Genomic DNA, 12,496 nt, shown 5'->3' with positions numbered 1-12,496 from the left:
TTGTCGCCCGATGGTGTCGAGGCCGTGCTTGCGTCCGTTCGCGACAATCACCGGCATGGTGCGCGGGATTATGCGATGCTGTTGGTTATGGCCCGGCTCGGGGCGTGCGGCCGAGGTCGTCGCGATCCAACTCGACGATATCGACTGGCGCGCGGGCGAACTGATGGTGCGCGGCAAGGGCAAGCTGCACGACCGTCTGCCGCTCACCGCGGAGGTCGGCGACGCGCTGAGCCGGGTATCTTCGTGAGGAGCGAGGACCGGCGACCTGTCGCACGCTGTTCGTCGCGCATCGCGCGCCACATCGGCCGTTCAAGGATGGGACGATCGTCAACGCCATCCTCAAAGATGCCTTGAAAGCGACCGGCCAAAAGCCGGTGACGCCTTATGTGGGATCGCACCTGCTGCGTCATAGCCTTGCCACCCAACTGGTGAACACGGGTGCATCGCTCGACGAGGTGGGCGACATGTTGCGACACCGATCGCGGTCATCGACGATGATATATGCGCGGCTCGACATCGACGGGCTGCGGTCGATCGCGCAGCCCTGGCCGGTTGCGGGAGGCACGCTATGAGCCTCACCGACCAGCTCGACCGCTATCTGAGCGTCCGGCGCGGCCTCGGCTACGATCTTGGCACCAGCGAGCGCATCCTCCGCCGCTTTACCCGGTTCGCTGACGGCGAGGGTGCCGCTTATATCGACACGCCGCTGTTCCTGCGCTGGCATGCCACGCTGGCGGAGGCCCAGACCTCGACTCGTGTCATCGGTCGTGCAATTCTCCGCAAAAGTGGGCTTTGAAAATTCCCTAGTTGGTGGCCCCTTCATCTCATTCTGCCGGGGCTAGCCCCGGCAGAATGAGATGAGCCGACATTGTCCTCATCTCCTTTGCAGACACGGAGACGGGGCCGATGATCCGACTTGGAGAATTGATGATGATCCTCGAACTACATCGGCAGGGCGTATCGATATCCGCCATTGCCCGACGCACTGGTCGCGACCCCAAAACCATCCGAAAATATATCGAACGGGGCATCGAGGCCCCGGTTTACGGCCCTCGCATGCTGGGGCGACCGAACAAACTGGCACCCTATCTGGATATTTTGCGTGAGCGAGTGACGGCCTTTCCCGATCTGACGGCGGCGCGTCTGACGCGGGAAATCCGTGAGCTGGGGTATATGGGCGCCTATACCGCGGTAAAGCGGTTCCTGGCAGCGATCCGGCCGGAAAAACGGCCCTAGCCCTTTGAGGTTCGGTTCGAGACGCCGCCTGGCGTGCAGGCACAGGTCGACTTTGCCCGTTCGTCGTCGAATTTACCGATGAGCCCGGCGTCAGCCGGATCGTCTGGCTGTTCAGCCTGGTGCTGGGGACATTCGCGCTTCCTGTTTGCGCGCTACGTCATGCATCAGGATCTCCAAAGCCTGTTGCGCTGTCATATGCAGGCCTTTGAAGCGCTCGGCGGCGTCCCGATCGAGATCCTCTACGATCGCATGAAAACCGCTGTGACCGGGGAAGACGATCAGGGCCACATCATCTACAATCGATCATTGCTGGCTCTGGCCGGGCATTATCGCTTCGTGCCGGCGCGCCTGCCGTCCCTATGGGCCAAGACCAAGGGAAAGGTCGAGCGGCCATTCAGCTATATCCGCCAAAGACTTCTTCCTGGGCCGGAGCTTCCGCAATCTGGACGATCTCATGTCCAGCTGATCGACTGGCTCGATACCGTCGCCAAACGTCCGTGTCCACGGCACGACGCAGCGGATTATTGCTGAAGCCTTCGCCGCCGAGCAGCCTGAGTTGCAGCTGCTTCCGGCGGGCCGCTTTGACGCTGTTCTGAAGCTGGAGCGCCGCGTCAGCCACGATGGGATGGTCTCGGTCGGCGGCAATTACTACAGCGTTCCCGATCGCACCGGCGCGTCGTCGAAATCCAGCAGTTGCCCGACAAAGATCCGGATCGTAGACCTGGGCCAGGTCATTGCCGAACCCGGTTCTTGAGGGGCGCCGACAGTACAGGATCGATCCTACGCATCGGACAGGCGGCAGCGGCGCCAAGCGCCGTATCCATGGCAAAGAGGTTAATCGCCATCGGTCGTATAGGCCAGCATGTCGCTGTGCGCTCCCTGGCCATCTATCAGGCGATCGGCAGCCAACTGGCGCGGGGAGAAACGGCCATGAACCATGGGGGTGCCGCATCCCGCGTCGATAATATCCGCCGCAGCCTGGTCCATCTTAAAAATGCCACGCGCCCTGGAGATGCTCGACGCCACCCTGCGCGGCATAGAGCAGGGCAAAATCGATGGCATCGAGCCATCGACATATTGCTGAACGAAGAAACTGTCGCTCCGGGAGAACCGCAGGATCAAGGCGGCCCTGCGCATGGCAAGGTGCCGATCATCAAGACTCTGGACGGATATGACTTCTCCTTCCAGCCATCGCTCGACCGGAAACCGCATCCTGGCGCTCGCTGGCCTGGACTTCATCAAACCGGGCCGAGGTGGTGCATCTGTTGGGTCCTCCCGGTACCGGGAAAAAGCCATATCGCCACTGCCCTTGCTGTCGAGGCCGTGAAGGCGGGCAAGAGCGTCTACTTCATCCCGCTCGCCGATCTGATCGCTTCACTGACCAAGGCGGAACGGGAGGGCACGCTGCGCGAGAGGATCCGCTTCCTATGCCGATCCTCCCTGCTCGTCGTAGATGAGATCGGGTATCTTCCGTCACGCCCGGGGGCGGCAATCTCTTCTTCCAGCTCGTCAACGCCCGATATGAAAAGGGTGCCATGATCCTGACGTCCAACCGCGGCTTCGCCGAATGGGGTGATGTCTTTGGCGATCCGGTGGTGGCCACCGCGCTGCTCGACCGCCTTCTTCACCACGCTGTCGTCATCCAGATCGAGGGCTCCAGCTATCGCATGCGACAGCACGCCGACCTCCTGCCCGAGCATGCGCGCATGGCAACGTCCATCAACCCACCGCCCTTGCCGAAACGGCGCGGCCGCCCGCCAGCAAAGGAAAAGCCCGATCTCCATCACGGCTGATCACCGAAACAAACCCTCCCGCCAAACTAGGGAATTTTAGATGCCCACTTTTGCGGAATCTTCGGCGCCCGTTGACAACTCGAGGGGCGAGGCTCAGCGCTGTCCGTCTGTTCGCGCAGTGGTTGAGCAGCTTCGATCCGGCACATGAAGTACTGCCGCGAGGTCTGCTGCCGAGCGCCATCGCACGGTCTCGACCGCACATCTACAGCGATGCCGAGATCGGAGCGATCATCATGGCGGCCAAGATGCTGCCGTCCATTTATGGTCTGCGCGGACTGACCTGCTCGACGTTGTTCGGACTCATCGCCGTCACGGGCCTGAGAATCAGCGAGGCGCTGGCACTCGATGGTGAAGACCTCGAGATCAATCATGGCGTGCTGCGCGTTCGACAGGGTAAGCTCGGCAAAGAGCGGCTGCTGCCACTCGACCCGAGCGTCGTCACCCGGATGATCGACTATCGTGTCGAGCGTGACCGGCTGATCGGCCATCCGGTTACGCCGATGTTCGTCACCGACAAAGCCACCCGCCTCACCGACTGTGCCGCCCGATACAACTTCGCGCACGCGTGCCAGCAGATCGGGCTCCGGACTCCTCAGCCATACTGCAAGCATGGCAGAGGACCGCGCATCCATGATCTTCGCCACAGCTTCGCGGTGAGGACGATGATCGACTGGTATCGCACCGGCAAAGACCCGGCGCGCGAAATGATCCGGCTCACGACCTATCTGGGCCATAGCGATCCCTCCAACACGTACTGGTATCTGGAAGCGGTTCCGGAACTGCTCGATCTGGCGATGGCGCGGGCCACCGCCGATGGCCGGGAGGCTGTGCAATGAGCGCCGCCGCCTTGCCCGCGCTGATCCAGCGCTTCTTCACCGATCGGTTGTGCGTCCAAATGGAAGCGAGCCCACACACCGTCGCGGGCTATCGCGACACGTTCCGCCTGCTGTTGCGGTACGCAGGCGCTCGATGCGGGAAGCCGCCGGTCAAGCTCACCGTCGAGGATATCGACGCCGATCTGGTCGCCGACTTCCTCGCCCATACCGAGACAGCGAGAGGTAACAGCGCGCGCAGCCGCAACACACGGCTTGCCGCGATCCGATCGTTCTTCCGCTACGTCGCGATGAGCGATCCGACCTGGCTGCTGCAATGCCAGCGCATCCTCGCCATGCCCAACAAGCGCTATGTGAAGCGCACGGTGACGTTCCTCGACGCCGACGAGATGGCGGCGTTGCTCGCAGCGCCGGACCGCACAACATGGGCGGGGCGGCGCGATCATGCGCTGCTCCTGCTCGCGATCCAGACCGGCCTGCGGGCATCCGAACTGGTCGGCCTCACGCTCGGTGATGTTGTGCTCGGGAACGGCGCGCACATCCGCTGCATGGGCAAGGGCCGGAAGGAGCGTGCGACCCCGCTTCGCCGCGAGACGGCCAGGCTGCTGGGGGCGTGGATAGGCAACGACAAGGATGAGAACAGACCGCTGTTCCCGTCGATCCGGGGAGAACGACTGAGCCGCGACGCTCTCGAGCATCTGGTCCGCAAGCACTGCCTCACGGCATCGCGCACGTGCCCGAGCATCGGCACCAAGCGGGTCACACCGCATACGCTTCGCCACAGCACGGCAATGGACCTGCTCCACCACGGCGTCGATCCAGCGGTGATCGCGCTCTGGCTTGGTCACGAGAATGTCGAGACCACCCAGATCTACATCCACGCCGACATGCGGATGAAGGAAAAGGCGCTCGCTCGCGTCGCCCCTCCAGCCACCCCGTCAGGCCGGTTCCGCCCCGACGACAAGCTCCTCGCGTTCTTGGAAGGCCTCTGATTATGCCGAACCGCCGCATGGCCGATGCCCGGAAAACCAGCCTCCAACAGACGCCATGCGGCATAATCCGGATCGCGGCATTATGGCCCAGCTCATGAAGGACCGTGCGGTAATAATCGATAGGGGCGCCGAACAGTTGCCGCCGCGGCACATGAATCCGGTCCTCGCCGGGGGCATAATAGGCAAGGCTTCCGCCAATGCGGATATCCGCCCCGCTTGCCTTGATCAGCGTCTCGGCATGGGGGACGATGATGGCAGGGTCAGCGCCTGTATCTTCGCCATAGAGATCTTCGGGCAGATCGACGCACTGGTCGATGTTGAAGATGGTGAAGCGCTTGAGGAAGGGGATGTGCCTGGGACCGCCATCGGCCCCGACCTCCGCCTGGCCATCCGCGCCTTTGGGCACGAAGGTGTCGGCATAGCAGATGCCAACACCGCTCTCGCCCTTCCGGACGCTGCCGCCCAGCGCCATGGCCTGACGATAGGTCAGCCACTTCTGTGTCGCATAGCCTGATCCGAACAGCGCGTTCCACAGGATGAGGATATTGATCCCGCTATAGGGCCGTCCGGTCACTGCGTTCCTGGGCAGTCCAAAAGCGGCATCGTCGGTCTGCCAGGGCTGTACCCAGGGGAGGCATCCTTCTTCCAGCTGGGCAATGATGGTGGCGGTCACTTCGTCGTGGAGGCTCGCTCTCGAGCCACGTGGCTGCTTGTCCATGTCCTTACGGTCTAACCTTCCTGCCTTTCACAGCACCGGCCCGCCGGAGGGGCGGGGGGTGGGCGGCAAGGAGAGCGGTGAGCGGACACAGCGCATGAGGCGGGGGGCACCTGTGGCCGGAACGCATGTGGAGGACCCTGAGCGCAGCGAGGGGTTGCGCCCCGTCGCGATGGGTCCAGAGGCGAGCGACGCCCACCTCCCGGCCCTCAGGTGGCCGCGATCCCCAAACGCCGCGCAAAGCGCGACCGCCAGCGCCAGGCCGTCAGGCCTGCGCCACCGTCAGTGATCGTCACGGGCACCGACGAGACCCGCCAGGCGGGGCTCGGCCGACCAAAGGGAGGTAGAACGCGGCCGGCCCCGCAGGGGACGGGACGGCGTGGCCATGGTTCAGGACGTCTCGCGTTGGCTGGGAAGTTCCAGATTTCATGGCTGAGCGCAGAAAAATTGCACCCATTATGGTGGGCAGTTGTGGACCTTTGCGGGCCGTTGAAGACCCTTCCGATCCTTTCCGGACCCTTTGTAAAGATAACAGGTCCGCAGTGCCCAGATCACGCTTCCGGGTCCCGTTGATTTGGGCAAATCTCCTCATAACATAATCCAGTCTGGCTGAGTCGGAGGGCTAGCCTGCGTGAGAAATCGGGATCGACAAGATGAACAAGGTAAACTTCATGAACGACATGCCAGCTGATCGTTTTTTGCGTGTTGAGGCCGTGCTGGATCGCACGGGCTTGAGTCGAGCAACCTTGTATCGAAAGGTCCGGCAAGGAACCTTCCCGCGGCAGATCCGCATTGCTGTGCGCTGTGTAGGATGGCGAGAATCTGCCGTTGCGGCATGGCAACGCAATCCCAATCTTTATCGAGCGGATGATCAACTTCCCGCCTCAAGCATTCTTGGCAATCGCTGAGCGCTTTCATCATTTGCATGTCTGCGAAAAAAATTGCCCTTTGAACGACGTGGTGAAGGACAATGTTTTTCGTACAGGCGTCGCAATGTGGGTTTGAAATAGATTGGCGGGATCCATTGCATCTGCAGGAAACAGTCCCATCCTCGCGACCGTATCCGCCCAATCCTGTAACAAGCGCCTCCGCGGTTCTAGATACAATGCACTGTTATAGGCTCCACGCACGTCCGCTACATGATGCGAAAGCGCCATTTCGATGCAATCTGCGTTATATCGCTGCTGTTCATTAGCCCATGTTGAAGCAAGCCCCCGAAGACCATGTATGGTTTGTGCGCGGCGATAGCCCATGCGATAACAGGCGCTGATCATGGTGTTTTGCGAGATTGGCCTGTCACCGCTGCGGCCAGCAAACAGAAATTTGCTTCTGCTTTCTTGTCGCAAGTTCCGTACTAAATTCGCAGCCTGTCGTGACAGCGGAACTAAATGTTCCTGTCGCATTTTCATGCGCTCCGTCGGCACCCGCCAGAGTGGCGTAGGACCGTCAATATCTTCAAACTCATCCCATGTTGCAAAACGAATTTCCGCAGTTCTGGCCCAGGTGAGGATTGTGAGTATAAGCGCTTCCCGTACGATGTGAGGCTTGTAAAGCCGGCCCAGATCCTCGTACGCAGCCACCTTGCGCAAAAAGCCAGGAAACTCAGCAAAGCTCACATGACGGCAATGCTGCGTCCGAACGCGCGGCTTCAATGCATCGCTAAACCCTGCAGTCGGATCGCGTTCGGCCCAACCATTGGCCATGGCGTAGCGGAAAATCTTTCCCACTGTTCGTTTAAGCTGCAGGGCCATCGTCAAGGCGCCGCGCTCTTCAATTTTGCGAAGAGTCGCCAAGACCTGAAAGGGCGTGATGCGAGTGATGATTTCTCCCCCCAGCATGGGGAATATGTCGAGTTCGAGCCTCTGCATCAACCGAGAGGCGTAAAAGGGGTTAAGAACATGCTCCCGGTCGCGATGCCAAGTTCGCGCAATAGCCTCAAATTTCAAAGTTTGGACTGGGCTCTCCTTTATTTCACGCCATATATCTCTCCCCGCCGCCATCGCTCGGAGGGCGTCGTCGCGTCTGATCCTTGCCTCCTCAAGCGAAATCTGCGGATATCGACCGAAGTGTAGAACGCGGTTTAATCCAGCTCCATGGCATTTCAGGCGCCAAATTTTTGAGCCGTTAGGCTGAACTAGCAGGTACAGTCCGTCGTCATCCCATAGTTTAAGGGCGCAATCGCCGGCCTTGGCCTCGATCACATTTTGCTCCGTCAAACGCATAGTAAATTCTCCTCATAAGAGACAGGAGAAGGCCTGATTTGGCGTTTAAGGGCAAGGTTACGCGATGAAGCAAGTAGGCAATTAATGACAATTGGTGATCAATTATGATAGAAGGGTAATAATTCAAAATGGATTTAAAATTTTCAATTTTGATATGATATGAAACTTAATGATATTTGGTCGAATGATATTGTGAATTCTGCGTGAGATCCTTGATAGCCTTGGGAATATCTATGGCGGGGCCGAATCGCTTAACGCTCGATGTTTTAACTCCTGTCCTGTAGGACATTGCCGCTGCGGTCGGACACGGTTAAGCAACGCTACGTCCGCAGCAGAATTTGGCAGGTCCGGGATGCTTGGCCATGTCATCACTCAACGCGAAACCCGACCTTGTCACCCTTGTCCTTGCCACAAAAGTTCATTGGAGCAGGTTTGAAGGTTGAACATTTGCCTGAACCGCCTAACGATGGTGATGATGTTGCTCCTCAAGTTCATCAGCCTCCCTTGCATCGTTCTGCTGTGTGCTTGCGCTTCTCTAAGTGACTTTTCGCTTACGGCGCACAATAGCCGGATGCAGTTGACGGATCTTACCGAGCTGCCTCCCCCTCCCGGCATTGATGTTTCGATGCCGGATCGGGGGTACCGGATTGGGCCCTTTGATCAGCTGTTGGTCGATGTTTTTGAAGTGCCCGAACTGAGCGGCAAGGAAATTCAGGCGGCGTCGGATGGCTCAATCGCCTTTCCGTTGATCGGCAGCATAGAGGCTGCTGGCATGACAACGGACGAGCTTGCCGCAATCGTCGCGGCTCGGCTGCGTGAGAATTTCGTCAAAAATCCGCAGGTTACCGTCTCCCTGCAAAAAACGGTCAGTCAGGTCGTCACCGTCGATGGCGAGGTTAACGAACCGGGCCTTTATCCCGTGATCGGCCAGATGACTTTGCGAAAGGCTATTGCCTCCGCGAAGGGAGCAAAGGCGGCCGCGCGCCTCGGCCGGGTGGCCATCTACCGCAAGGTGAACGATCAGGACATGGCCGCCGTTTACAATCTGACCGCCATTTATCGGGGCGCCTATGCTGACCCGGAGATATTCGCCGGCGATATAGTGGTGGTCGGTAGTTCCCAGACCGGCAGAATATTCAAGGGCATAAAGGCTCCCGCGTCCTTGATGGACGCTCCGCTCGTCGTCGCGATCCGGGCGGGAGAATAGGATGGCTTCCCGCACGCGCGCCGAGGCTGATCACATATCTTTCGGCCATGTGATGATGCAGCGTTTTCGTCGCCTGGGCCGTGCCGCATGGCGCGGAAAAGCGATTATTTTCAGCATTATCGCCACATCACTGGTCATTGGGGCTGTGGTGACGCTGATGATGAGTTCCCGGTTCACGGCGACTTCCCGCATCGAGGTAAGCCGGGACCAGAAGAAGATCGCGCCTCCGCAGGGTAGCGGGGTGGACGCGAATCAGGATACGGACTTCTACAATACCCAATATTATCTGCTTCAGGCTCAGTCTTTGGCGATCCGGGTCGTGCGCGTGATGAAACTGGCGGAGAATGACGACTTCTTCGCCGCCCATGGTTTGTCGGCTCCCGGAAAGACGGAGGTTTCCACGCTTGGCAAGCCTCGCTTCACGCCACAGAATTTGGGGGAGCGGGAGCGTCTGGCGGTCCAGTTGCTGGAAGATAATATAGAGGTGAAGCCGATCAGGGGATCGTCCCTGATCGATGTTAGTTACACCAGCCGGTCACCTGTCTGGTCGGCCAGGGTGGTCAATGACTGGATCGGGGAATTTGTCAGCTCCGGCGTCGAGAGGCGCATGGCCTCCACGGCGGGCGCGCGCAAATTTCTCCAGCGTCGTCTGGCCGAAGTAAGAACGCGCATAGAGCTTTCCGAGCGGAACGCCACGCTCTACGCATCCATGTCCGGCATCATTCCGCTATCGCCGGGGAGCGATGGCCGCAATGGTCCCCGACAGGAACAGACGCTCGCGTCTACCGATTTCGCTGCACTCAACGATGCCCTGCACAAGACGATGGTCGAGCGAGCCGTCGCGGGGAGCCAGGCCAGCGGTGACGGTAGCGGCGCGCTGGCCGCCGAAAGCAGTGGGCAGACGCTGGCCCTGCTGCGCGCCAGGCGGGGGGAGGCCGCGGCTGAGTATGCGCGGCTTTCCGCTAAGTTTAAGCCGGCTTACCCCGCTGTTGCAGCAGTTGCGCGCCAGCTCAAGGCGCTGGATGAGAGCATCGCCGGGGAAGAAAGGCGCATCAGCGCATCCTTTGCTTCCCAAGCGCGGAATGCAGCGCAGCTTGAAAATCGCCTGCGCAGCGAAGTGAGCCAGTCAAAGGCGCGGTTGGACAAGCAGAATCGCGATACCGTGCAATATGATATCTACCGGCGTGATGCGGATACCAATCGCGCGCTCTATGACGGGTTCCTTGAGCGCTACAAACAGCTTAGCGTTTCTGATGTCGGGGCCAATGACGTGTCTGTCGTCGATCTGGCCCAGGTTCCCGAAAAGCCTTCCTCTCCCAAACTGCTGAACAACCTGCTGCTTGCATTGCTGTCTGGTGGCCTGTTGGCCGGGATAGTGACAGTGATGCTGGCGCGGGCGGACAATGGCGTCGAGGAAAATTCCGATATCCAGGAGATATTGGGTATCCCGCTCCTCGGCACGACACGGGAATTGGAAGCCGAAGATGTCGCGGAACTTCTGGCCGAACCCAAATCCGCCCTGTCGGAAGCATATGCCCGCATATGGTCCCGTCTCAGCCCGGCTGGCACACAGGACGCCCCCGGCGCAATCATGGTCACCAGCACGCGTGAACATGAAGGCAAGAGTACCAGCGCGTGGGGGCTGGCGCTTGCTGCGTCACGGTCCGGGAAGAAAGTGATTTTAGTGGATGCGGACATGCATCGCCCCGTGCTGCACAATTATATGAATCTGGAAAATGACAGGGGCCTCAGCAATCTCCTTTCGGGCGATGATAACTGGAAGGGGATGGTGCGGCGCACGACGTCGGGCGGCATTACGCTTTTGCCTGCAGGTCCCGTACCGCCTGGCGTAGCGGAGCTTCTGAACGGCGACCGGATGACGATCCTGATCGGACAACTCATTCAAGCATATGATCACGTCATCGTCGACGCCCCGCCATTGCTGGACATGCAGGATGCTCCGCTGGTTGCGCGTTCGGTTCAGGCGGTGGTGTTTGTCGTGGAGGCTGGCGGGGCAGGCGTTCGCGCTGTCCGCTCCGCGCTGGATCGTCTCGATGGCATCGATGCGCCCATATCAGGCGCGATCATGACAAAGCTTGGCGAGCGCAACGCGCATTATCATTACGACAAGCTCTGAGCGGCCTGGGATTGGATGACATATCCTTAGGTGAGGCGCTTATGTTAACCGGGCAGCTTCTTGCTTTTGCGGCGCATCGCACTAATGGGACGACCGGCGGCAGGGGCGCCGCGCAAAGGGCGTGAACACGGGTCATGGATGTATTTCTCCTCTCCGTGCTGCTGCTGAGCATTGCGGCTGTCCTGTATCCGTTTCTAATATATCCGGCCATCCTCCGGCTCTTGCCGGTTCGTCCTGTGGATGGTGCGTCCAACGCGCATTCCGCATCACTGTTGTTTTGCGCTTATAATGAAGCGGCGGTCGTCCCGGAGAAAATCGCCAATCTGGAAGCGCTCAAGAGGCTTCACCCGAACCTTCAGATTCTTGCCTTCGATGATGGGTCTTCGGATGACACCGCCCGGCAACTCGCCGCGCGGCCGGATTTGTTGACGCTCGTGCGGGGCAATCGTTCAGGCAAGGCGCGTGGGATGAAGCGCCTTGCTGCTTTGGCGACCGGCGATATCCTCATTTTCACTGACGCCAATGTGATGCTCGCGCCCGAAGCCATCGCCAATCTGAGCGCCTATTATGGTGATGCGCAGGTGGGTGGGGTGCTGGGCTCGCTGCACTATCTGCAGGAGGAAAACAGCGCTACCGCATCTGTCGGTCAGTCCTACTGGAAGATGGAGGAGAGGTTGAAGGACCTCGAATCGCGCAGCGGCAATGTCATGGGGGCTGACGGTTCGATCTTTTCCATTCGCCGGGCGCTATATCCGGATTTCCCCGATACGGTGCTCGATGATCTCACCGTGTCCATGTCCGTGGTGTTCGCCGGCAGGCGCCTCATCAAGGTGGGGGATGTGATCGCCTTCGAACGGCTGGTGTCGGCCCGTGGCGACGAATATCGCAGGAAGGTGCGCATCGCCGCCCGCGCATGGCACACGCACCGCTATTTGCGTCCCCAACTGTGCCGGATGTCGCCGATCGACCGCTTCAAATACGCCTCTCGCAAGGTGGTCCGCTGGTTTGGCGGGGTATTTCTCCTTTCCGGGACCGCTGCCGCCTTGGCTCTCGCCTGGTGGATAGACGTTCGGCTGTTCCTCGCGGCGCTTGGCATCGGCATACTGCTGCTATTGCTGGGATTAGTGAGCCGCAGGGGGCCGCTTGCCAAGATCGCAGACATATGGATTGCCTATATGGCAACGCTTCAGGGTGTGTTCCGGGCCATGCGCGGCGACACGTTTGCCGTGTGGAATCCCGCCAAGTCGCGATAGCTCTGGTGGTATTTCCACGCAGCGCCAGATGATAGGGTTGTGCCCTTCTGAAGCAATCTTTGCGTGATTGCGTCATCCCCCTCGCAAAGCGCCGGGACTATTGTATAG

12 protein-coding genes and 2 pseudogenes are annotated in these 12,496 nt (G+C 59.9%); 12 read left to right on the top strand and 2 right to left on the bottom strand.

What is annotated here, in order from left to right:
• Positions 1–70 precede the first annotated feature (70 nt).
• The 8 genes and pseudogenes from KFK14_RS24075 (at position 71) to KFK14_RS24065 (ending at position 4,854) form a co-directional block, all read left to right on the top strand.
• Positions 71–247: a site-specific integrase gene (locus tag KFK14_RS24075; protein WP_246524648.1), complete on the top strand. Its 177-nt coding sequence runs from the start codon at positions 71–73 to the stop codon at positions 245–247.
• A gap of 28 nt (positions 248–275) precedes the next feature.
• On the top strand, positions 276–572 hold the full coding sequence (locus tag KFK14_RS24070; RefSeq protein WP_343227815.1) for a tyrosine-type recombinase/integrase: 297 nt from the start codon (positions 276–278) through the stop codon (positions 570–572).
• Positions 569–796 carry a hypothetical protein gene (locus KFK14_RS14820; protein ID WP_246524647.1) on the top strand — a complete coding sequence of 76 codons (228 nt, stop codon included), beginning with the start codon at positions 569–571 and terminating at the stop codon, positions 794–796. The genes KFK14_RS24070 and KFK14_RS14820 overlap by 4 nt, the downstream gene beginning before the upstream one ends.
• Before the next feature lie 110 nt (positions 797–906).
• A pseudogene (gene istA / locus KFK14_RS14815) lies at positions 907–2,151 on the top strand (IS21 family transposase); the annotation flags it as partial.
• Between the two features lie 15 nt (positions 2,152–2,166).
• Positions 2,167–2,775 carry an ATP-binding protein gene (locus KFK14_RS24245; protein WP_425516688.1) on the top strand — a complete coding sequence of 203 codons (609 nt, stop codon included), beginning with the start codon at positions 2,167–2,169 and terminating at the stop codon, positions 2,773–2,775.
• Positions 2,772–3,029 (top strand): ATP-binding protein, encoded by a 258-nt coding sequence (locus KFK14_RS24240; protein ID WP_281417152.1) that lies wholly within the window; start codon positions 2,772–2,774, stop codon positions 3,027–3,029. Before KFK14_RS24245 ends, KFK14_RS24240 begins: the two co-directional genes overlap by 4 nt.
• A 122-nt stretch (positions 3,030–3,151) precedes the next feature.
• Complete coding sequence (locus KFK14_RS14805) at positions 3,152–3,865, top strand: tyrosine-type recombinase/integrase (RefSeq protein WP_246524646.1); 714 nt, start codon at positions 3,152–3,154, stop codon at positions 3,863–3,865.
• Positions 3,862–4,854 (top strand): tyrosine-type recombinase/integrase, encoded by a 993-nt coding sequence (locus tag KFK14_RS24065; RefSeq protein ID WP_212608827.1) that lies wholly within the window; start codon positions 3,862–3,864, stop codon positions 4,852–4,854. The genes KFK14_RS14805 and KFK14_RS24065 overlap by 4 nt, the downstream gene beginning before the upstream one ends.
• A gap of 136 nt (positions 4,855–4,990) precedes the next feature.
• On the opposite strand, the pseudogene KFK14_RS24345 reads toward KFK14_RS24065, so the two are convergent.
• Positions 4,991–5,572 (bottom strand): annotated as a pseudogene (locus KFK14_RS24345) (ArdC family protein); the annotation flags it as partial.
• A 650-nt stretch (positions 5,573–6,222) separates the two neighbouring features.
• Between KFK14_RS24345 and KFK14_RS14795 the strand changes: the two are divergent.
• Complete coding sequence (locus KFK14_RS14795) at positions 6,223–6,477, top strand: helix-turn-helix transcriptional regulator (RefSeq protein ID WP_425516621.1); 255 nt, start codon at positions 6,223–6,225, stop codon at positions 6,475–6,477.
• A 9-nt stretch (positions 6,478–6,486) separates the two neighbouring features.
• Here the strand turns inward: KFK14_RS14795 and KFK14_RS14790 are convergent, their stop codons facing one another.
• A complete protein-coding gene (locus KFK14_RS14790; RefSeq protein WP_212608171.1) occupies positions 6,487–7,791 on the bottom strand; it encodes a tyrosine-type recombinase/integrase in 1,305 nt (434 codons plus the stop codon).
• A 466-nt stretch (positions 7,792–8,257) separates the two neighbouring features.
• Here KFK14_RS14790 and KFK14_RS14785 point away from each other — a divergent pair, with 466 nt between their 5' ends.
• The 3 genes from KFK14_RS14785 (at position 8,258) to KFK14_RS14775 (ending at position 12,388) form a co-directional block, all read left to right on the top strand.
• Positions 8,258–8,998: a polysaccharide biosynthesis/export family protein gene (locus tag KFK14_RS14785; protein WP_343227759.1), complete on the top strand. Its 741-nt coding sequence runs from the start codon at positions 8,258–8,260 to the stop codon at positions 8,996–8,998.
• A 1-nt stretch (position 8,999) separates the two neighbouring features.
• A complete protein-coding gene (locus tag KFK14_RS14780; protein WP_212608169.1) occupies positions 9,000–11,135 on the top strand; it encodes a GumC family protein in 2,136 nt (711 codons plus the stop codon).
• A gap of 134 nt (positions 11,136–11,269) precedes the next feature.
• Positions 11,270–12,388 carry a glycosyltransferase gene (locus KFK14_RS14775; RefSeq protein ID WP_212608168.1) on the top strand — a complete coding sequence of 373 codons (1,119 nt, stop codon included), beginning with the start codon at positions 11,270–11,272 and terminating at the stop codon, positions 12,386–12,388.
• The last annotated feature ends 108 nt before the right edge of the window (positions 12,389–12,496 follow it).

Source organism: Sphingobium phenoxybenzoativorans, assembly GCF_018286635.1.
In the GTDB taxonomy this organism is placed as follows: domain Bacteria; phylum Pseudomonadota; class Alphaproteobacteria; order Sphingomonadales; family Sphingomonadaceae; genus Sphingobium; species Sphingobium phenoxybenzoativorans.
The sequence above is the reverse complement of the archived record's forward strand: the minus strand, read 5'-3'. Positions and strand labels throughout refer to the sequence as shown.